A 21,607-nucleotide genomic window follows, 5' to 3' on the forward strand; every position below is an offset into this window, starting at 1 on the left:
TATAAAGTGACGTTATTCAATCAAACAATCCCGAAGGCCTCATGTCTCCCGTCAATTTCTATAAATGCTTAGCTGATGAAACGCGCTTGAAAACCCTGTTGTTGTTGGAGCGAGAAGAAGAGTTGTGTGTCTGTGAATTGATGGCTGCGTTGGATGAGAGTCAGCCTAAAGTGTCTCGTCACCTTGCCCAACTGCGAAAGTGTGGCCTTTTAACAGACAGACGCCAAGGTCAGTGGGTGTTTTATCGGATCAACGCTGATTTGCCTGCCTGGGCAAAAGATGTATTAACGACCACGATGAAAGCTAACGCTACGTTTTTAGAAGAAGACATGACGCGTTTATGCCGCATGGGTGATCGCCCAGCGCGCGCTTCTGCATGCTGCTAAAAAAATTTGAATTGATATATATGGTAAATCATATGTATCGGATTGATTAGATAAAAATGAGGACGATCTAATGGGAATGTTTGAACGCTACTTGTCGGTTTGGGTAGCGACGTGTATTGCTGCTGGGGTGGTGCTGGGAAACCTTGTTCCTTCTGTGTTTTCATCAATCGCCAGTTGGGAGTTTGCACATGTAAATCTTGTTGTCGCTGTGCTTATTTGGGTCATGATTTTTCCCATGATGGTTCAAGTCGACTTCAGTGTGGTGAAAGATGTCGGGAAAAAACCAAAAGGGCTTGTGCTGACGCTGGTCATTAACTGGTTAGTGAAACCTTTTACGATGGCCGCGTTAGGTTGGTTGTTCTTCAAAGGAATATTTGCTGATTGGGTCGACCCGCAAACCGCCAGTGAATACATCGCCGGGATGATCCTACTTGGCGTCGCGCCGTGTACCGCGATGGTGTTCATATGGAGTCAGCTTACCAAAGGGGATGCAAACTACACCTTGGTGCAAGTGTCGGTGAATGACATCATTATGGTGTTTGCGTTTGCGCCAATAACAGCATTGCTACTCGGTGTCAGCGATATCTCTGTGCCTTGGCAAACCCTCACCAGTTCCGTGTTTCTTTATGTTGTACTGCCTCTAGTGGCAGGCGCGCTTGTTCGCAAAAACCTGCTCGGCAAGGGTGAGGAGAAGCTCTACACGTTTCTTGCTGCCACAAAGCCTTGGTCGATTGTCGGTTTGCTCGGCACGGTTGTACTGCTCTTCGGGTTTCAGGCCGAAACCATTGTTAGCCAGCCACAATCTATCCTCTTGATTGCCATTCCTTTGTTGATTCAAACTTATGGCATTTTTGCCATTACCTATGGCGCTGCAAAGTGGATGAAGTTACCGCATAACGTTGCCGCCCCCGCAGGTATGATTGGCACATCAAATTTCTTTGAATTGGCAGTCGCTGTCGCGATTTCTCTCTTTGGCTTACATTCCGGCGCTGCACTTGCAACCGTTGTGGGTGTGCTGGTAGAAGTGCCCGTGATGCTGTCATTGGTATGGTTTGCGAATCGGACGCGCCACTGGTTTGTCTAGCATGAAATGCCAACACCACGGATTTTCGTCATGTTGAAATGTGCGTAATGCCTGTGTGAAAAGTGTACTAAGCCCCGAATTTTTGGGGCTTTTTTGTCTCTATAAATGAGGGGAGTGGTGATTGTGAAGGGCTATTTGCGTATCACTTCACGATTGTTGGATTTTGTTACTTATAACGCTATCAATGTCTTTCGAATAGGTGGTAATTCTGATTATTCGGCAATATATCAGCAGCTTATGCTTTGTATTGTAAATTGACAAAGTCATGTCATTTAGTGGACGCATTGAATTTTGCACCGCCGAACACATCAGAATCTCAAACTAAAAAAATCCCAAAAACAAAAAGACAACTACAGGAATTCACTATGAAACGATCCTTCGATCTTATCGGCGCACCTTTCAATCAGTTTGGCTCTGTAAAAACAGAGAAGAACACGCTGGAAGCGTTGCGACGATTGGACGAAGAGCATTGGTTAGGTCTTTCTGAATGGCTCGAAATGCGAAATAAACGCTGGGAAGCCGATATCGAAGACAAAGGTGATGTATTACCTGATGACGAGGCAAAATTTCTCGTGAACCATGGTGAAGATCTGCAAGGATTAACGCGTTACTGTGAACAATTGAAAATCACGGTATTGGATTCGTATCGAGCTGGCCGAACCCCTGTAGTGGTGGGTGGCGATCATGCAGTCACGCTTGGCACCATGCAAGCCACATTGGAATACTTTCAAAAAGAGCACGGCGAACATGTTGCTGTTGTATGGGTGGATGCACATGCCGATTGCAACACAGGACGTGGAAATCTGCACGGTAAGCCTCTCGCGTTGTTGATGGACAAATACCCTCATGACAATTGGTCTGTACCCGCAGACATTCGTCTATCGCCGCAAGACATCTACTACGTCGCGGTTCGTGATTTGATGTTGCCAGAAGCAGAACTGATCAAAGCGGAGGGAATTGAACTCAATAGCCCAGAAGTGATCGATGCGATTGGTTTTCGAACCATGCTCGACAGGCTGATCGCCCAACTTGAAGGCAACTACGACCGCTTTTTCGTTTCGTTTGATTATGATGCACTTGATGGCGCGATTTTCCGCGCATGCGCAACACCGAATGTGGGTGGTTTGTCTGCGCGAGAAGCACTCACACTCGTGCATGAATTGGCGGCACACCCTAAGTTCGTAGGTATTGATTTTCTTGAGTATTTACCCGAGAAGGATCCTGAGGGAATATCGAAGGAGATGATGATCAAGTTGATTGATGCTGCGTGGGGGTACCGTATCTAAGCGACGCATTGTCTTCGTTAGCACGCAAGCTCACGCCTCGATTGTAGATCGGGGCGTTTTTTTCTCTGCAAGAAACTAACTCTGTTGCATACCACAAAGCATTTGTCTCACAAATGAGCTAAACATTAATGTATTGAATTTTTTATGTTTAGGGGGGAAGTATGGCGCTGCTCAAGCGACGTTACATTAGGATGTTCGCCGTCATTATCGGAATCGTATTTTCCGCCAGTCTCTCTGCCCTTTTTAGCGCCTCTGAACATGAAAACATTGTGTCTGATTTTGAATTTGAGGTTGAAAGAAAAGCCGCTGCATTCTCACAAACGTTAGATATGAACTTCGAAGCGCTTCAATCGATCAGCACGCTTTTTAGAACTTACCCCGATACGGGGTATTTGATGTTTAAGCAAGAAGCACAACGTGTTTTGCAAAGGCACTCGGGTATCCAAGGCCTTGAGTGGGCGCCACGTATTTTTCAAGAAGAACGTACAGACGCTGAACGCGTGATGCAACTTCACTTTCCTGAATTCTCGTTTACGCATATTTCGCCTCACGGCAACATGGCGATCGCCAAAGAAAGCCAAGAATACTACCCCGTTTACTATGTAGAGCCTTATTTCGGGAATGAAAAAGTCTTAGGTTTCGACCTTGGGTCAAACCCTCGTCGGATGTCGACGCTAATTGAGGCAAGAGATTCTGGTCAAGCCAAGGCAACCGCCAGTATTCGATTGATTCAAGAAACCGAAAACCAGCGTGGTTTTCTGACCATGGTGCCTATCTACCAAGGTGCCGTATCAACCCTCGCGAACAGACAAAAGAACATCATTGGCATCGTGCTTGCTGTGAATCGCATTGGGGATATCTTTGTCATGTCCCAACATGGGGAGCTACCCACTGATCTATCCATTCGGCTTTTCGATATCACCAACCCCAAGCAGGTTGAGTTGCTGTTTGATAGGACTCCGAAAGACGCCATCTTATCTGACGATTTACGTTACACCACGTCATTGCCCTCAGTCCTTGGGCGTCAATGGCAAATGGAAGTAACCGCCACCAACGCATATCTTGCAGGGAAAAAGAGCATGACCCCGATCATTGTCTTCGCTTCTGGCATTATGTTGACGGCCTTTTTTACTGCCTATTTAAGCTTGATGTTTCGCCATTCCGGGTTGGTTGAAAAAGAGGTGATTGAACGGACCAAAGACCTCGATTTTGCTAACAATGAACTGAGGAAATTGTCGCAGAATGATGCTCTGACAGGGCTGTATAACCGGCGCTATTTTGATGAGTATGCGAGTCGAGAGTGGCTACGTGCCCAGCGTACACAAACCCCTCTGTCGCTCCTCCTGATTGATGTCGATCACTTTAAAAGATACAACGATTGTTATGGGCACCACGCGGGAGATGGGTGTTTAAAGCAAATCGCATCTGCGCTTCAACATGCGCTAATGCGTTCGCAGGACATTGTGTGTCGTTATGGGGGGGAAGAATTTGTGATTGTATTACCGGATACCACAGAGCCCGGGAATGTGGCAGAACGCTGTCGCGCGAAAATTGCCGCGCTAGGTATTGAGCACAACGGAAATGAAGACAAAGGAAAAGTCTCAATCAGTATTGGGGCTGCAACCGCGGTACCAAGTGGTGCAAATCAGTTTCAAGACCTCTTTAACGCCGCAGATGAAGCGCTGTATGAGGCAAAATCTAGTGGGAGAGATTGCACGGTGATTCGAACGGATGATGTTGATAGTGATCCATTGCCTGATGAAGATTTGAGTGCGTAGAACATACAATGCCCCGATATCGGGGCATTGTTCTTCTTCGGTCTTGTATTTACCGGAAGATTCACGTCAAACAGTGTTCACCTGTCGTGAAGCGTTTTTGATAAAAGCACGAATGTCCCCTCGAACTGTGAGTGTTTTTCCGCCTACGCCGTGCGGCACGTCCGCATCTGCTTTACATCCGCCACTACCCAACTACCCAACTACCCAACTCGCCAAGTCTGGTAAGGCGCGTTCTATGGCAGAACAATTCCGACTTTCTGGCTTTTAGCGACGGGCTTTTCCCGATTTTTTGATTAGCTGGCGCTTCAAACGACGTTTCTCGCCACCACGACCACCGCGTTTTTCGTGATGTTCTTTGTCTGCGTTCAAGTCTGGTTCATAACCTTCCAGCCATTCTTGTGGCAGACGCTGATCGATCAGTGTTTCGATGGCAACTAACATCCCTTCTTCTTCGCGGCTAACCAGTGAGATGGCCTTGCCGCTTTTACCTGCACGGCCTGTACGACCAATTCGGTGAATGTAATCTTCGGGTTGATGTGGCAGTTCATAGTTGAACACGTAATCAAGTGACGGAATATCTAGCCCACGAGCAGCCACATCTGTCGCGACAAGTACACGCACTGCACCAGACTTAAAACCTTCTAAGGCACGATTGCGAGCACCTTGGGTTTTTTCTCCGTGGATCGCTTCGGCCTCCAATCCATCCAGTTTTAGCTCATTGGCCAAGGCCTCGGTGCTTTGGCGCGTTTTGGCAAACACCAACACTTGTTGCAGGTTCTTGCTACCAATAAGGAAAGAGAGCAGCTCACGCTTACGCTTTTTATCAACCGGGTGAACAAGTTGCTCCACGGTATCAGCGGTGCTGTTGCTGGTGGAAATCTCAATGCGTACAGGGGCGTTCAGTAAACGATAGGCCAAATCCATCACTTGTTTTGGATAGGTGGCAGAGAAAAATAACGTCTGGCGCTCTTTTGGCATCTTCTTCATCAGGCGTTTTATGTCTGAAATAAAGCCCATGTCTAACATACGATCGGCTTCATCGAGGACTAAGGTATCTAAAGCACCGAGATTCAGTGTGCCGATGTGCAAATGATCAAGCAAACGACCCGGGGTGCCCACCACAATTTCAGCCCCTTTTGCTAAGGCGCTTTTTTGTGGATTGATATTAGCGCCGCCATAAAGTGCAACACACTTCAGCGGCGTGTTCTGGCTGTATTCCGCCACCTTATCTAACACTTGTTGTGCAAGCTCGCGCGTTGGGGTAACAACAAGAACACGGGTTGAGCCTTTCACGCCTTTCTCAAGCAACTGATGAATCAATGGCAAGGTGAAGGCGGCGGTTTTTCCTGTGCCTGTTTGGGCCGCGCCCATCACATCATTTCCCGCCAATACTTTCGGGATCGCCTGTTGCTGAATGTCAGTTGGTTGAGCGTAACCAAGCGCACTTAGCGTCGATTGAAGCGTCTCATTGAGAAGAGTGAAAGCGTTGTCAGACATGATGTTTCCGGAACAGACCAAAATAAAGGAGCGAGAGTTTACCAGATTCTGCCTGAATGTGCAGAGCAGTCACGAAACCAGATGCGTAAAAATCGGAGAAGAAAAACTCATTGTTAAGACGATGAAATCATCCTTCACTAACCCCTCCATTCCTGCACTGTAATCGCTGCAAAATTGTTCTATGTTAAAAATTCAATCACGCGAGGAGAGGGCTGAGCAGTGGGCCAAAATATAATTAAAACCTCGTTTAGTGCAAGTGACCATACGCGGTTTGCTTTGCAACTAAAATCCGAACTGGAACAACTGGAAGCGTTACTCAACACACCTGGATGGGGCGTTGGAGAATGTACGTTAGGCGCAGAGCTCGAATTGTACCTGACAGACAAACACCATCGGCCTGCTCACTACAACGTAGATTTGCTCGAAAAAGCCGCGGACCCTTTAATGACCGCAGAAATTAACCGCTTTAACCTTGAATACAATTGCCCGTACACCACCTTCAAAGGCGCGCCGTTTTCCTTCTTAAAACAACATATGGATGACAGATTACTGTCACTTCAATCGCTTGCTAGCGAAACAGGGATAAACGTCACGCCAATTGGGATTCTTCCCACACTGCAACATGGTGATTTTGGTCTAGCCTCCATGACTGACTCTCCGCGTTATCACGCGCTGACAGACATTCTGTGTGAGTCTCGGGGGGGCCCATTTCATATTCGTATTCACGGTGCAGAAAGCTTAGAGATAGATGCAGACGACCTAACACTTGAAGGGGCAAATACCTCATTTCAGGTGCATTACCGCGTCAAGCCAGATGAATTTGCAACTTGGTACAACGGCATTCAACTTGCCACCATCTTTACCATTGCAATGGGGGCGAATTCGCCCATCTTCCTTGAAAGAAAACTGTGGCATGAAACTCGTGTACCGCTCTTCAAACAATCCATTGATAGCCGAAACCTGTGTGGTATGAACTGGCATACGCCTGCACGCGTCTCGTTTGGTAAAGGGTATGTGCGCAAAAGCGCCCTTGAGTTGTTTCGCCAAGGCGTAAGTTTGCAACCCGTGTTGCTTCCAGATATGTGTGATAACGAAACCAAAGAGGGGTGCGGGCCACCTCTTGAAGCACTGCGTCTTCACCAAAGTACCATCTGGAGTTGGAATCGTGCGGTGTATGACGACGCTGACAATGGGCATTTGCGCGTTGAGTTGCGAAGCCTACCTGCAGGGCCAACAACGATCGACATGGTAGCCAATGCAGCCTTGTGTATTGGATTGGCGCATGCGCTGAGACATGATCTCGATCGATTGATGGATCTACTGCCGTTTGAGTTTGCCAAATACAACTTTTATCGCGCTGCGCAATTCGGTATTGATGCCAAGATTTTGTGGGAATCGGAAAACGGTTCGCTAGCAGAGTTTGCATTGAAGGATGTGTTGGCCAAATTATTGCCGAAGGTTGCGGATTCGCTCATCCAACTTGGTGTCTCTCGTCAAGAAGCAGACATGTTGATGATGGTGATTGAACATCGTCTGGCCAAGCGCCAAAACGGGGCGAGTTGGCAGCTTGCTACCTTGACGGCGTTGGAGAAAAAATATTCTGCATCAGAAGCGCTTGGCAGGATGTTCGGTTTGTATCAAAAGCAATTTTTATCAGGAGAGCCGGTTTCGCATTGGCCCGTTTTGTGATGGAGTAAGTGTTAGTTAGTGGAATATGCACCGAAACAAAACGGATTTAAGAGAGGAAATGGATGAAGTTACACGATGTCAGTTGGCCAAGCGAAGCGGCGTTGAAAGGTGGCCTGCTTCCATGGTTAGAAGCCCTGCCGGGCGCAAGCTGGCTAACATTACCGGGGCGCGATCCGAACAGACATCGTGTGATTGTTACTTTGCTTCATGGTAACGAGCCTTCAGGCACAAATGCGTTCTGGCACTTTGTTGAAAACCCACCAGAGTGCGCTGTCACCACGCATTTTTGTTTGGCGAACGTCAATGCTGCCAAGGCGAATACGCCATTTACGACGCGGCACTTAGATGGCAAACCGGACATGAACCGATGCTTTGGTCGTCATGGTGAGGATGACAGCTATGACATTGCGGGTGAGATCTTGGCGCGAATTACCTCTTTAGCGCCCGAAGCTGTGGTGGATTTACATAACACGTCGGGCACGAGCCCTGCTTTTGCTGTGTCGATACACGATGATAATACCCATAAGCAAATTGCGTCGCTGTTCACTAAGAATATGCTTTGTTCGGACGTGCGTCTTGGCGCGTTAATGGAGATGACGAGTGAAACGTCGCCCATTGTCACTATTGAATGTGGTGGCGCAGGTGATCGCGCAGCCCATGAAGTGGCAAAGAAGGGTTTGAATGACTTCATGACGGCAGAAAACCTTTTCCAAGGTCACACTGGTTTTTGGCCGATAGAGATGCTGTATCGTCCTGTGCGCATTCAAATGCAACATGATTCGGCGTTGTGTTATCACGATCAAAAGATTGACGACGCTGACCTGACACTCGCGCCAGATATCGACCGACATAACTTTGGTCGGATGGCTGCGGATACGCATATCGGTTGGTTAGGCGGTCGAGGGTTGGATGCGTTAAAAACGGATGATGGTAAAGGCGGTCATCCGATTGCCTCGCTTTTTTACGAAAAAGACGGTGAACTCAAACTCAAAGCCGCAAGTAAGCTGTTTATGATCACAACGCGACATGATATCGCGTTGTCCGATTGTTTGTTTTACATGGTGGTGGACTAAGGACACCTTACCCCGAAACTGTGTCTATGGAGTACGAAAATGCATGATTTCATTGGTAAATGGCGTATCAAGTGGATGTCTAACTGGTCGCAAGAATATGTTGATCTTCTTGAGCCAGGTTACATGGAATTTTCGCGAGATGCGCTAGGGAATTTTGTATTCGGTGCAGTCAAAGGACGCCTTGATGTTCGCATTTCATCGAAGGAGCCTAGCCTCGAGTTTTCATGGCAAGGGATCTGCGAAGGCAAGGAAATGTCTGGTAGAGGGAAAGTGGAATTCTTGAATGCACGATTAGGTGAAGGCGAACTATTCATTCATAACAGCGATGAAACTGATTTTATCATTGAGCGTCTTCATTAACAGCGCTGAGTTCGCGGCGTTGGCATAAGATTGACGCCGTGATGCCGTGCACTGATCCCGTATTTTGACAAGCGAATTCATGTGCGAATTTGCGTCTGATCTCCATCCGCTAATTGATTGATAAGGCAAGTCTGAAAAGGCTTGCCTTTGTCTTTTCTGTGCCTTAAATATTATCGCAATCATGTATTTATCCATAAGGTGATGGTATGAATCCGACGGAAAAAATGCGCAGTCAAAAAGTGTATTTTAGTAATGATGAAACGCTGATCGCAGAGCAAATGCAGTGTCTTGAAACACTCTATGATTTTAATCATTCACGTCCCTCGGAGGTGGAGAAACGCCAGACGCTCATGAAGCAGATTTTCGCATCTGTCGGAGAAGGGTGTTACATCGAGCCTCCACTGCATGCCAATTGGGGAAGACACACCCATTTGGGCAAACATGTCTACGCCAACTTTAATCTTACCTTGGTCGATGATACGGATATCACGATTGGCGACGCAGTCATGATTGGTCCTAACGTTACCATCGCGACTGCCGGACACCCGATAGAGCCAGAATTACGTCGCAGGGTGGGGCAGTTTAATATTCCCGTCTCGATTGGAAACAACGTCTGGATAGGGGCGAACTCTGTCGTACTTCCCGGCGTCACCATTGGAGAGAACACTGTGATTGGTGCAGGCAGCGTGGTGACCAAAGATATTCCTGCCAATGTGGTCGCGGTGGGGTCGCCCTGCAAGGTGCTAAGAGCGATAGGTGAGCACGACAGAACCTATTATTTCCAAGATCGACCTTTAGCGGGCAATGTTCTTGAGTGACATCATTCGCGAGGTAGGCTGCGATGTCGTCGTCCGACAAAAGGTTTGGCCTGAATCATCGCTAATCACATGGTTTTTATCGGATCTCTCAGATTAATTCAGGCGTGACCCCATTGTTTTGCATCCAGCTTGAGCCGTGATTTGTGAGCGTGTAGAGTGAGAAAACACGGACAATACAAGAGAGTTCACATGGAATGTACAAGCTGCAAACGCGGCGCTCTGAAGCCAAGTTATATAGAAGGCCAATTTCGCGCGCACACATGCACACACTGTAAAGGCGATTGGATTTTGATTGAAGACTTTATTGCTTGGCGTGAACGGAATTCGAGTTATCAATTCGCAGAAAATGCAACGCTAACCTTAGATGCGTCAGAAACTAAAACAGCCATGCTGTGTCCTCAATCAGGCGTTATCATGCGCAAGTTTAGAATTTCAGCGGCTCATGATCACAGGGTTGATTATAGTGCGGCAGTTGGAGGTATTTGGCTTGATCACGGTGAATGGGATTTGCTTAAAGCCGAGGGCTTAGCAACATCTGTAGGTGGTGTTGTTACAGAACAATGGCAGCATAAAATTCGAGAACAAAGTGCCAAGCAAAGTTTCACTGATCTGTATGTGTCTAAGTTTGGTGAAGAAGATTACGATAAGGTTAAAGCACTAAGAGAATGGATAGTTGCACATCCTCAAAAAGCCGATCTGCGTGCGTTTTTATTGGCTGAAGATCCCTATTCAGCAGAAAAATAATCATGTAGTGCGGCAGCACGCTGTCGCGCCCGTATTCCCACCAAGCCTTCCTTTCTATATTAAGACGCATATACGCTTAAATTATCCAATGTAAACATAATGTTATTGCTATGTCCTGGCGAGTATATCTGATTCTGTAAAACTTCCCCTCTGTCTCACTGCCACTTAGTTCATACTTCAACTTAGAAAAAGCCATAATTTGCTCGTGAAATATCATGAGAAGAGTGTTGCTGATCTAAGGCATGGCTATATAAATTTATATACAAAAATAACTAGAAAAAGCTCAATAAAAGTCTACTGGGTGACTTATGAGATTACGGGTTAGTAATGACTGATATGTAAGTGAGAATAAAAAGTGTCAATATGTTTAGCACTGTAAAATGACTTGAATAATAGACATATATAATGTGGTTTATTTGAGTGTTGTGCATGACGTTGTAATTTTCTGACAATTCTCGCTTTAGGTTAATCGGTATTAGCTGATTTAGCATGTGCTTATATATCATTGTTATTAATGAGAATATAAGAATTAAGACACAAATTGAAATATGCACAGAAAAACAATCTGCGCCTTAAATTAATATGTATCGAAAATAGGAAATTTATCGTTTGCTATTTTTACAATTGTAAATTGATTTAAGATGTTTGTTTTTCTGGCTATTAAAATGTGGTCAAAGAGCAGGAGTTAAGATGCTATTAGGGCAGGAAGCCGTTCTAGAATTGTTGCGTTGCCCTGCATCTGGGGTAAGCCTACAATCACTAGATTCTAATGTATTAGTTGCATATTCGACGGATGGCACTCATGAATATGATGTGGTTGATAACTACCCCGTATTAATCCGATTTGAAAACAGCATTCTTGATAGGTCGGATATTCAACATCTCTCATCGACAGTGCATCGTCAGTCTTACGGTGGGGTATTTGGCGTTGCTAAGCGTCTTGCTTGTCCACCGAGCCATGTGACCAAAAGCAATGTCGACGTACTATTAAACACGCTTCTCTCTCAACAGAATTCAGCCCGTGTTTTGATCATCGGCGGTGGCACAGTTGGTTGTGGCATGGAGCCGTTCTATGTTGATCCACGTATTGAGCTCGTGTCTTTTGATATTTACGCATCACCTTCGGTTCAGTTTCTCGCGGATGCACACAATATTCCGCTGGTTAGCGAAAGCTTTGATGCCGTGATCATTCAAGCCGTGTTGGAGCATGTGTTAAGGCCGGAAGAGGTTGTGGCAGAAGCATATCGTTTATTAAAACCTGATGGGTTGGTTTACGCAGAAACACCGTTTTTACAGCACGTTCATGAAGGTGCGTACGATTTCACAAGATACACGGAGAGCGGTCACCGTTATCTGTTCAGGTGTTTTTCTTTGATTAAATCGGGGGCATCAGCAGGGGCAGGTACGCAATTGTTGTGGGCGTTTGATAGTTTTTTTTGTGGCCTCTTTCGTTCCAAAACAATCGGAAAATTCATCAAGTTGGGTTTGTGTTGGTTACAGTATCTCGATCGCCTAATTCCTGAAGCCTACAATGTCGATGCGGCGAGTGGGGTATATTTTCTGGGCCGAAAAACCCGTGAAGTAATAAAAGATGTCAGCATCGTCGAATATTACAAAGGCGCGCAGCGGTAACATCGAAGGAAGACGGAACGAGAAGAACTACTTTATACGTTTGAAACACTTAATTTTTCCTTTATTACCATATGGGGAAAGGAAAACGCCAGCTGTTTGCTGGCGTCGTCATCGTAAATACTGGAAACGCGCAACTCAGAAAGTGATTACACCATCTCTAAAGCAGAAAACGCGTGAGGCAACGCTTCTCCTTTTGCCGCAAGTGGCTTTATGTCACCCGTCTCATGGTGCGGTAATGTGCGATGCTGACCGGGTGAAAGCGCATTAAATGCGGTGGTGAGAATTTGCAATGCATCCCCATGAGAGACCAACAAGATCACCTGATCGCTAAATTGGCTTTCAAGCGCGAGAATCGCACCCATGGTGCGTCTTCTCACTTGCTCAGTGCTCTCGACGTTATTCTCTGTTTGGGATGATGATACTGCATCTTTCGCCCAGACCTGCTCATACGCTTCGGAAGACTTGCCCTCCCATGTACCAAAAAACCGTTCTCTTAATCGAATGTCTTGGATGGGTTCAGCGATAGACAGTGTTTCTGCCACCAGTGTTGCGGTTTCTCGGGTACGCGTGAAATCGGAACACACAATGATGGAAATGCCTGCATCTTGAGCAGACAGTGCAGATGCTACGGCTTGTTTTTCGCCGACGGGAGACAATCCATATTGATGGCAACCAATGCTTGGATCGCTCACCACTATATCTGCGACGTTGGCCTTGCTTTGCCCATGGCGCATCAGAAAATAGCTGTTTTTAAACACGGTCATTCGATGTCCTCGTTCGAATTAGATATTGCGCATTAAGTTCGTGGCTTATAGCTCAAAGCTTATAGCGAAGAACGATCAGCGTTGACGGAAAGTGTAGGTTCCTTGGTGTCTGCAGGCATCGCTTTTAAGCGATTTGACCGCAGTTCGCCTGCTTGCTCAAGCAAGGGATAGGCGATGGAAGAAAAGTGCGAATTAATACGATTTAGGTCTCGCAAGAGATCTAAATACAGGCTGCTACCTTCAGCCGGTAACCCTGTTTGATCGCGTAACCCTTCTTGATGTGCCAAAGCGGCACGTCTTTCAATGTCCTTCACGACACTCTTTTGTTCCAGTAATGCGCGGGCGTTTTTAATGTCACCGGTGAGCAGCACACTGCAGGCAAGTTCCATATTGCTGTTGATGTATTTTCGCAATGCATCAATGGCTTTTAGTTCATAATCGGGCAGTACCACATTGTTGGTAATGATTTTTGACACCACATCAGTGAGGCTGCATTCAAGAATATCTCCTGCATGCTCTAAGTTAGTGGTGTACGCATAAATACGGTAGCAACGACGTCGATATTTTTTGGGAATATCTTGTCTGCTTAGTTCTGTGAGATACAAACTGATTTTGTCATGAAATTCATCCACCAAATCGTCTGAACGCTTCACGCTCTGCAATTTTGCGCCATTGCGCGTACTTAACGCGTCGAAAGTCGTATCCAGCATGGTTCGCAGTAAATCCCCCATTCTGAGCACTTCACGCACACTGTTTGATAGGGCGACAGACGGTGTTTTGAATGCATTACGATCGAGATAGCGTGGTTTGTTATCCACGTCGGGACTTTCCTTATTAGGAAGCCAACGCTCCATCATTTTTCCTGAGGTTTTCACCCATGGAAGAAACAGCAATGCTAAGCCGATATTGAACAAAAGGTGAAAGTTGACCAATTGACGGGCGATGTCGGTGGAGGCAAAAAATGCATGGTCTGCGAGTTGATTGATCATGGGAAGACATATCAAGACACCCATTAATCGGAACAACAAATTGCCCATCGGGGCTCGCCTTACCGAAGGTTCTGCACGTGATGTGTTTACGACAGCGGGGAGTGCGGCCCCCAAGTTTGCACCTAAGATCAGGCCAAACCCCACATCCAGTGCAATCACACCTGAGCTGGAAAGCGCGGCAATCAACAACACAGTCGCCAGGCTAGAATGCGCGAGAAAGGCAATGGATACGCCGACCAAAACTGCGAGAACAGGCTCGCCGCTAAGTGAACCCAGCAAGGATTGAATCAAAGGGGACTCACGCATGGGTTCAGAGGCTTGCAAGATCAGGCTTAGGGCTAACAACATCAAGCCTAAACCTATTGCTATGCTCGCTGCGTGTTTGGTTTTTTCTTTTTTAGCGCGTGTAAACACACCGACGCCAGCAAGCATAACAATGGGTTGAAGCCAGGAAAGATCGAGTGTGAGCACTTGCGCGACGATCGTTGTGCCAACATCTGCACCTAATAACAATGCCAATCCCGATGCCGTTGCAACGCCATGGGTCGCGAAAGAACTGGCGAGAAGCGCCGTGGCTGTGCTGCTTTGAAGCAAGCACGTCACGCCCATTCCCACGAAAAAGGCATTGAAACGGTTAGACAAACTTCGTCCGAGAAGGCGACGCATCTTGCCGCCATACGCTTTGATGACACCTTGTTTAACAAGGTGTAACCCGAAAAGAAGCAGCGCAACCCCTCCGAGTAATTGAATGAGAACTGACGTTCCGCTCATGTGACATCTCTTTTTAATATTTGTTTGTTATCACTCTCTCATCTAAGTGAAGGATGGGCATGTGCTCATTTTGTCGCTGATTTGAGTCATATGAGGCGACAAATGAACAATTTAATTGAGCACATGAACATAAAAGTACTCGAAAGTGAGCATTTGATCAACAAACGAACATAATATCTAACCATTTGCTCAATAAATGTTGGCAAATTGTTAATTTTGAGCCTAGAGTGAATAAAAAATGGCCGATGTGAACAGTTATGAGTCTCGATTCGAAAATGAAATCTAAAACGAAAGCACGCAGAGACCAGATCATCGAATTGACACAAGATCGCGGCAACGTGTCTGTTGAAGTGCTAACGGAAACACTGGGTGTGTCGGCGCAAACCATTCGTCGAGACATCAATCAACTGTGTAGCGATAACTTGCTTCGTCGTCGTCATGGCGGCGTTGAACGGTTTGAACGTCAGTTGAACACGCCGTATGAACTGCGTGCTGTGACGAACTCTGAAGAGAAACATGCGATTGCAAAAGCTGTCGCGGAAATGGTGCCGGACGGATCAACCGTATTTATTTCAATTGGCTCAACGCCCGCGATCGTGGCTGAAGCCTTGATTGAGAAAACCGGGCTGACTGTCATGACGAACAATTTGAACGCGGCGATGGTACTGAGCAACGAGCCAACCAATCGGATCATTATTCCGGGAGGCGAGGTACGCATGCCTGACCGCGATGTGTTGGGCGATGAGGTATTGAATTTCTTCAATAGTTATCGTGCTGAGTTTGGGATTTTCGGGGTGGCGGGCGTCGATGAAGATGGCGGCATGCTGGATTTTCATGCTTCTGAAGTGCGGGTACGTGAAGCGATTCGCACGCATTGTAAAACCTCCATTCTCGTGATGGACAGTACCAAATTAACGCGCACTGCACCGGCAGTGGGCGGCAGTATTTTTGATGTGGACCAAATCATCATGGATCGACATCCAGGGGATGATTTCTCGGCGCTCAGCGAGCGGGTGGGAGATCGTTTGAAGTTAGTTGGAGGCAAGGCTTCATGAACGTAGAACCTTTTGTGACGTTTAACAAAATTGGCAAACGATGGAACGGTCAGTTGGGTGTGGAAGACATCACAATTCAGATCCCTGAAGGCGCATTTGTCGCATTACTAGGCCCGTCAGGGTGCGGGAAATCCACCACATTGCGCTTGCTAGCAGGGCTCGAAACGCCTGATGAAGGCGAAATTATTATCGACAGCGTAGACGTGACAGAAATGGCACCCTCCGCGCGCAATCTCTCCATGGTGTTTCAGTCTTATGCACTATTCCCTCACCTCTCAGTGGCAGAAAACGTCATGTTTGGGATGAAGGTAAGAAAAGTGCCAAAAGAAGAGTGCATGGAAAAGCTGCATAACGCGTTAGAAATTACCGGCCTGCTTGGTTATGAAGAGCGTAAACCTGGCGAATTGTCGGGCGGTCAACGCCAACGTGTCGCTTTGGCGCGCGCCATTGTTGCAAGGCAGCCTCTGTGTTTGATGGACGAACCGTTATCAAACCTTGATGCAAAGCTGCGTAACTCAGTGCGTCGAGATATCAAGAAGCTGCAACGTAGTCTTGGTATGACCGTGGTTTACGTTACGCATGATCAAACTGAAGCCATGAGCATGGCCGACATGATCATCTTGATGAAAGATGGCCGCATCATGCAAATCGGTTCTCCACAAGAGCTTTATAGCGAGCCGCAAAATACCTTTGCCGCTGAATTTGTGGGTGCACCGCCCATGGCGTTGATTTCAGGTTCTGCCATTAAAGGGGCAGAGCATGCGAGCAAAGTCGGTGTAAGAACAGAAGATGTCACTGTGGTTGAGGCAGGCAAAGGCCGCCTGACGTGCATAGTGTCAGAAAGCGAATATCTGGGCGTTGAAACACACGTTCAGCTTGAACATCCAGAAGGCAAAGGCTTGGTGGTGAAGCTTCATGGCTATGCCTCTCTTGCTGAAGGCAGTTCAGTGGACATCGACTTTGACGATACCTCACTGCACTTCTTCGATGAAAACGGTAACCGCATGGCTTCGTGAAGCATGCTGACAATGCTGATGGTATGTGTGCATTCGCATATATCTCCACAGCCAACTAACTTGAGATTAATGTTCAACTAAAACAATGGTGAAACTATGAAGTTCTCTACGTTATTCAGTTGTGCCTTAGCAGGTGCATTTGCGATGTCTGCACACACGGCTTCTGCGCAAACCGAGCTCAATATGTATTACCCAATCGCGGTCGGTGGTTCGCTGACCAAGGTGGTTGACGAAATGGTGACGGAGTTTGAAAGCCAAAACCCTGACATCAAAGTGAATGCCATCTATTCAGGTAACTATGATGACACGCGTGTTCGTGCGTTGTCAGCGCTGAGTTCCGGCGAACCTGCACAACTGGCTGTGATGTTTTCTATCGATGTTTATGACCTTATCGAACAAGACTTGATTACCCCTTTTGATGACGTCATGAATGGTGAAGAAGACCAAGCGTGGTTGAACGATTTCTATCCTGCGTTGATGGAAAACGGTCAAGCGGAAGGCAAAACATGGGGTATCCCATTCCAACGTTCCACCATTGTTGCTTACTACAACAAAGACATGTTTAAAGCGGCAGGGTTAGACCCTGAAATGCCGCCAAAAACATGGGATGAATTGGTAGAAATGGGTAAAAAACTCACCAATGATGATACCTATGGCTTGATGATTCCATCAACGGGTTACCCGTACTGGATGTTCCAAGCACTCTCGATTCAAAATGGTCAAAAGCTGATGTCTGATGACGGCCTTGAAACCTACTTTGATGATCCAAAGGTTGTTGAGACCCTCAAATATTGGAAATCACTCTCTGCGGAACATGGCATCATGCCAACCGGCACGGTTGAGTGGGGCACATTGCGCCAAGCGTTCTTAGAAGGCAAAACCGCGATGATGTGGCACTCGACAGGTAACCTGTCATCCGTGAAAAAAGGCGCGAAGTTTGATTTCGGTGTTGCCATGTTGCCGGGTAAAGCGCGTTTAGGTTCACCAACAGGTGGCGGTAACTTCTACCTGTTCAAAGACACGTCTCAGAAAGAAAAAGAAGCGTCACTCAAACTGGTTAAGTTCATGACATCGCCAGAGCAAGCGGCTAACTGGTCGATTGCTACAGGCTACATGGGCGTATCGAAAAGTGCTTACGAAACCGAAGCACTTAAGAACTACACCGTTGAGTTCCCACCTTCATTGGTTGCTCGCAATCAGCTTGAACACGCAGTGGCGGAATTTTCTACCTATGAAACGGCACGCGTCCGTGAAGGGTTGAACAACGCGATCCAATCGGCACTGACAGACAGTAAAACGCCAGAAGAGGCGTTGGGCGAAGCGCAAAAATCTGCAAAACGCTTACTGCGAGATTATCAATAACTGCATCTTGCTCCGCTTGACCACAAGCGGAGCCATTTCTCGCTTAGCGTAGCGGTACTAATTTAGCGCAGCGGTACAAACAACGAGTAATACTATGAATCGATACGCAGAAATGGAGCGTCGTCGGCAGCACCTTTATGGGTGGTTTCTCCTCACGCCAGCGGCAATTCTGTTAACCCTCTTTGCTTTCTATCCATCGATAGCGACATTCTGGGAGAGTTTGTTTTCGCGCGGTACGCGCAGACGGCCTTCGGAATTCTCCGGTTTAGAAAACTATACCGACTTATTCAACGATCCAACGTTTTGGATTGTGGTGAAAAACAACCTGTTTTATGCAGGAATTACCATTCCTGCGTCTATCGCGATTGCACTTGCAATGGCGCTTTGGGCGAACTCAAAGATTCCCGCCACGGGGTTTGTGCGTACGGCTTATTTTACGCCGACTGTGTTGCCGATGATCGCGGCAGCAAATCTGTGGTTGTTCTTCTATACCCCAGATTTAGGCGTGCTTGATCAGATTGGCGCACTGTTTGGTTTACCATCCATGAACTGGCTAGGGCGTCCTGATACGGCGCTTTGGGCCATTATCATTGTGACGATTTGGAAAGAAGCAGGCTTCTTTATGATCTTCTATTTGGCCGCCTTGCAGACCATCCCGGTGGACTACAAAGAAGCCGCGGACATTGAAGGCACGGGCCGTTGGACATACACGCGCCGTATCGTGTTACCTCTGTTGATGCCAACCACCATGTTCATTGTGGTGAATGCGATGATCAACTCGGTCAAGCTCATTGACCATCTGTTTATCTTGACCAAAGGCGGGCCGTCAGACGCCTCCAAACTCATTCTTTACTACATCTGGGAGATGGCGTTTGCCTTCTTTGATGCCCCACATGCCGCCGCGATGACCGTAATGGTATTGCTGGTGCTGGGTATCGCAGCTGCCATTCAGTTTTTGTACCTTGATAGAAGGACGCATTACCAATGAAATCGTTTAATAAGTTTATTGATTCCTTTGGTGCACACCTTCTTGCCGTTATCTGGATTTCGCCGCTGGTGTTTGCGTTTTGGGCGGCTTTCCATACCACGTCTGACGCAGTTAATTTCAACTTGCTATCAGGTTGGACGCTGGATAACTTCCGTGAAGTGTGGAACGGCGCACCGTGGCTTCGCTACTTCTGGAATACCTTTTGCCTCGTGACGATAGTCCTCATTGGACAGTTCATCATCACCACCTTGGCGGGGTTTGCGTTTGCACAAGTGAAGTTTCCAGGTAAGGACTTTGTGTTCATTCTGGTATTGCTTCAGCTGTTTATCTTGCCGGAAGTGTTGATCGTCGAAAACTACGCGATCACTTCAAAATTGGGGCTGTTTGATACCATTCTCGGTGTCGGTATGCCCTATATGGCGAGTGCCTTCGGGATATTCTTGATGCGACAATCCTTCAAGTCTGTGCCTTATGAACTGCATGAAGCGGCGAGTGTAGAAGGTTGTTCCATGTTTGGCATTTTGATGAAAGTCTATGTGCCGCTCGCGAAGCCAACCTACCTAGCGTATGCCTTGGTGTCAGTGTCTACACACTGGAATAACTTCCTTTGGCCGCTCATCGTCACTAACTCTGATGACACGCGTCCATTGACCGTCGGGCTATCTATTTTCGGCGCACCAGAAAATGGTGTAGATATTTCGGTGATTTCGGCGGCAACCATGATGTCGATAGCACCACTGTTGATAGCATTCTTAATTTTCCAACGTCAGTTTGTTCAGGCATTCTTGCGCGCGGGTATTAAGTAACAGGGTAGAAATATGGGTTCTCGTGTTATTCAGTTAACGGACATTCATCTTGTGCCGCGCCAACAGCGAGTTTCTAAGGTACTCGATACATATACCTTGTTTGAGCAGGCTATCGAAAAGATCGCAGATGATCTGCCAAGGCTTGGTCATGTCGATGCCATCGTGGTGACTGGGGATGTGTCGGACAACGGCGATGAGGAAAGCTATCGAGATTTTCATTCGATCATTTCTCGGCTTAATCTGCCTTATGTGGTGATACCCGGCAATCATGATAAGCGTGAGGCCATGGTGTCAGCCATTGATGGTCTGTCAGTGTGTGGGGAAACAGGGGAGCTAAACAGTGTTTACGCGCTTGAGGCGTTCGACATTATTGCTTTAGACACCGTCATACCTGGAAGTGGTGCCGGCGCGTTGAGTGACAATACGCTTGCGTTTCTTGAGTCTGCTTTGGCAACTCACTCAGAAAAACCTGCGTTGATTGCGTTGCACCATCCGCCGTTTGATTCCGGCATTCAATTTATGGACAACATAGGGTTAAAAGGCCGCGATGAAATGGCGCGCATTTTGACCCAGTCACCCCGTGAGAAAAGGGTGATTTGTGGGCACTTACACAACAGCATTGTCTGTAACATGGGCAATGCGACAGTGCTTTCTGCGCCGGGTGTGGCGAGTTCATTTATGACGGATTATCGCGACGATGCACCTGTCGGATTTACGCAAGATCCTGGTGGCTATATGGTGCATGATTGGCATCACGGCTTTAGAAGCACATATATTTCACTCTCTCGTCACGGCGGTTTGTTCGCTTTCTAGCGAGCGAGCGTTGACGCGATTAATTCAAAAACCACGCATGAAATGGCGTGGTTTTTTTGTTTGTGCTTAAACATATTGAGCTGTTGGTGAAAGTTGACACGTGTTGTCAACAGAGTGAGAAGAGGAAGACAAGAAGAAAGTGTACATGGCCATTGGTACTGTTTTTATATACAGTATTTTTGACATGCATTTATTGGATGAAGGAAACAGTATGAGTGAATCTAAAAAAAATACGGCGCAGTGCCTGTGCGGCAGCGTAAAACTCCATGTGGCCGAAATAAACCCTAAATTTACGGTTTGTCACTGTAATACATGCAGGACATGGACGGGAGGGCCTTTTTTTGCTGTGCAGTGTGGAACAGACGTGGTTTTAGAGGGAGAAGGAAACATCACAATTTTCGACTCTTCACCTTGGGCAGAGCGTGGGTTTTGCGCGAAATGTGGCACCAATTTATTCTATCGAGTGAAAAGTACGCAGAGCTATAACTTGTCGTTAGGGCTATTCCCAACGCTGCAAGGACTTGAAATGGACATGCAGTATTTCAGTGATCTTAAGCCTGATTACTATTGCTTCTCTAATCAAACCCAAGAGATGACGGAAGCGGAGATCATGGCCTATTTTGCCGACAATACGTAATCAATCCGGTTTTTCTGCCGCATTGACGTGTAATTGACTCTTTGTTTAATGCGGCCTCT

Annotated in this window: 20 protein-coding genes; 17 read left to right on the plus strand and 3 right to left on the minus strand. The window is 47.0% G+C overall.

Annotated elements, in window-relative coordinates; all coding sequences use genetic code 11:
* Positions 1-41 precede the first annotated feature (41 nt).
* The 4 genes from BCT27_RS05670 to BCT27_RS05685 all read left to right on the plus strand — a co-directional run bounded on the left by BCT27_RS05670 (position 42) and on the right by BCT27_RS05685 (position 4,534).
* Positions 42-386 carry a metalloregulator ArsR/SmtB family transcription factor gene (locus BCT27_RS05670; RefSeq protein ID WP_102316765.1) on the plus strand — a complete coding sequence of 115 codons (345 nt, stop codon included), beginning with the start codon at positions 42-44 and terminating at the stop codon, positions 384-386.
* Between the two features lie 70 nt (positions 387-456).
* The gene (gene arsB / locus BCT27_RS05675) at positions 457-1,470 is read left to right on the plus strand and encodes an ACR3 family arsenite efflux transporter (RefSeq protein ID WP_102395290.1); all 1,014 of its coding nucleotides are present in this window, start codon (positions 457-459) and stop codon (positions 1,468-1,470) included.
* Between the two features lie 365 nt (positions 1,471-1,835).
* Positions 1,836-2,756 carry an arginase family protein gene (locus tag BCT27_RS05680; RefSeq protein WP_102395291.1) on the plus strand — a complete coding sequence of 307 codons (921 nt, stop codon included), beginning with the start codon at positions 1,836-1,838 and terminating at the stop codon, positions 2,754-2,756.
* Between the two features lie 161 nt (positions 2,757-2,917).
* Entirely contained in the window at positions 2,918-4,534 is a 1,617-nt protein-coding gene (locus BCT27_RS05685; protein ID WP_102395292.1) for a diguanylate cyclase domain-containing protein, read from the plus strand.
* Positions 4,535-4,798: 264 nt separating this feature from the next.
* On the opposite strand, the gene BCT27_RS05690 is transcribed toward BCT27_RS05685, so the two are convergent.
* Positions 4,799-6,031, minus strand: a complete 1,233-nt coding sequence (locus tag BCT27_RS05690; RefSeq protein ID WP_102316761.1) for a DEAD/DEAH box helicase — start codon at positions 6,029-6,031, stop codon at positions 4,799-4,801.
* Positions 6,032-6,250: 219 nt separating this feature from the next.
* Between BCT27_RS05690 and BCT27_RS05695 the strand changes: the two genes are divergently transcribed.
* From BCT27_RS05695 to BCT27_RS05720, 6 genes are all read left to right on the plus strand, one after another.
* On the plus strand, positions 6,251-7,720 hold the full coding sequence (locus BCT27_RS05695) for a glutamate-cysteine ligase family protein (RefSeq protein ID WP_102395293.1): 1,470 nt from the start codon (positions 6,251-6,253) through the stop codon (positions 7,718-7,720).
* Positions 7,721-7,782: 62 nt separating this feature from the next.
* Entirely contained in the window at positions 7,783-8,793 is a 1,011-nt protein-coding gene (locus BCT27_RS05700; RefSeq protein ID WP_102395294.1) for a M14 family metallopeptidase, read from the plus strand.
* A 39-nt stretch (positions 8,794-8,832) separates the two neighbouring features.
* Entirely contained in the window at positions 8,833-9,153 is a 321-nt protein-coding gene (locus BCT27_RS05705) for a hypothetical protein (RefSeq protein WP_102395295.1), read from the plus strand.
* 206 nt (positions 9,154-9,359) lie between these two features.
* Complete coding sequence (locus tag BCT27_RS05710; protein ID WP_102395296.1) at positions 9,360-9,971, plus strand: sugar O-acetyltransferase; 612 nt, start codon at positions 9,360-9,362, stop codon at positions 9,969-9,971.
* Positions 9,972-10,259: 288 nt separating this feature from the next.
* Complete coding sequence (locus tag BCT27_RS05715; RefSeq protein WP_241905189.1) at positions 10,260-10,715, plus strand: TFIIB-type zinc ribbon-containing protein; 456 nt, start codon at positions 10,260-10,262, stop codon at positions 10,713-10,715.
* A gap of 690 nt (positions 10,716-11,405) precedes the next feature.
* Positions 11,406-12,347, plus strand: coding sequence for a class I SAM-dependent methyltransferase (locus tag BCT27_RS05720; RefSeq protein ID WP_102316755.1), 942 nt, complete (start codon positions 11,406-11,408; stop codon positions 12,345-12,347).
* Positions 12,348-12,493: 146 nt separating this feature from the next.
* Here the strand turns inward: BCT27_RS05720 and BCT27_RS05725 are convergent, their stop codons facing one another.
* Both BCT27_RS05725 and BCT27_RS05730 read right to left on the minus strand, forming a co-directional pair.
* A complete protein-coding gene (locus BCT27_RS05725; protein WP_102395297.1) occupies positions 12,494-13,111 on the minus strand; it encodes a histidine phosphatase family protein in 618 nt (205 codons plus the stop codon).
* Positions 13,112-13,170: 59 nt separating this feature from the next.
* On the minus strand, positions 13,171-14,871 hold the full coding sequence (locus BCT27_RS05730; protein WP_017010363.1) for a Na/Pi cotransporter family protein: 1,701 nt from the start codon (positions 14,869-14,871) through the stop codon (positions 13,171-13,173).
* A 275-nt stretch (positions 14,872-15,146) separates the two neighbouring features.
* On the opposite strand from BCT27_RS05730, the gene BCT27_RS05735 reads away from it, so the two are divergent.
* The 7 genes from BCT27_RS05735 (at position 15,147) to BCT27_RS05765 (ending at position 21,548) form a co-directional block, all read left to right on the plus strand.
* On the plus strand, positions 15,147-15,926 hold the full coding sequence (locus tag BCT27_RS05735) for a DeoR/GlpR family DNA-binding transcription regulator (RefSeq protein WP_229491708.1): 780 nt from the start codon (positions 15,147-15,149) through the stop codon (positions 15,924-15,926).
* Positions 15,923-16,942: an ABC transporter ATP-binding protein gene (locus BCT27_RS05740; RefSeq protein ID WP_102316753.1), complete on the plus strand. Its 1,020-nt coding sequence runs from the start codon at positions 15,923-15,925 to the stop codon at positions 16,940-16,942. The genes BCT27_RS05735 and BCT27_RS05740 overlap by 4 nt, the downstream gene beginning before the upstream one ends.
* 96 nt (positions 16,943-17,038) lie before the next feature.
* Positions 17,039-18,304 (plus strand): ABC transporter substrate-binding protein, encoded by a 1,266-nt coding sequence (locus BCT27_RS05745; RefSeq protein WP_102316752.1) that lies wholly within the window; start codon positions 17,039-17,041, stop codon positions 18,302-18,304.
* 94 nt (positions 18,305-18,398) lie between these two features.
* Entirely contained in the window at positions 18,399-19,292 is an 894-nt protein-coding gene (locus tag BCT27_RS05750) for a carbohydrate ABC transporter permease (protein WP_102316751.1), read from the plus strand.
* Positions 19,289-20,098: a carbohydrate ABC transporter permease gene (locus BCT27_RS05755; protein WP_017010368.1), complete on the plus strand. Its 810-nt coding sequence runs from the start codon at positions 19,289-19,291 to the stop codon at positions 20,096-20,098. Before BCT27_RS05750 ends, BCT27_RS05755 begins: the two co-directional genes overlap by 4 nt.
* A 12-nt stretch (positions 20,099-20,110) precedes the next feature.
* Positions 20,111-20,911 carry a phosphodiesterase gene (locus tag BCT27_RS05760; protein WP_102316750.1) on the plus strand — a complete coding sequence of 267 codons (801 nt, stop codon included), beginning with the start codon at positions 20,111-20,113 and terminating at the stop codon, positions 20,909-20,911.
* Positions 20,912-21,122: 211 nt separating this feature from the next.
* Positions 21,123-21,548 carry a GFA family protein gene (locus BCT27_RS05765; protein WP_102395314.1) on the plus strand — a complete coding sequence of 142 codons (426 nt, stop codon included), beginning with the start codon at positions 21,123-21,125 and terminating at the stop codon, positions 21,546-21,548.
* Positions 21,549-21,607: the final 59 nt, after the last annotated feature.

The organism is Enterovibrio norvegicus, from assembly GCF_002876705.1.
In the GTDB taxonomy this organism is placed as follows: Bacteria; Pseudomonadota; Gammaproteobacteria; order Enterobacterales; family Vibrionaceae; genus Enterovibrio; species Enterovibrio norvegicus_B.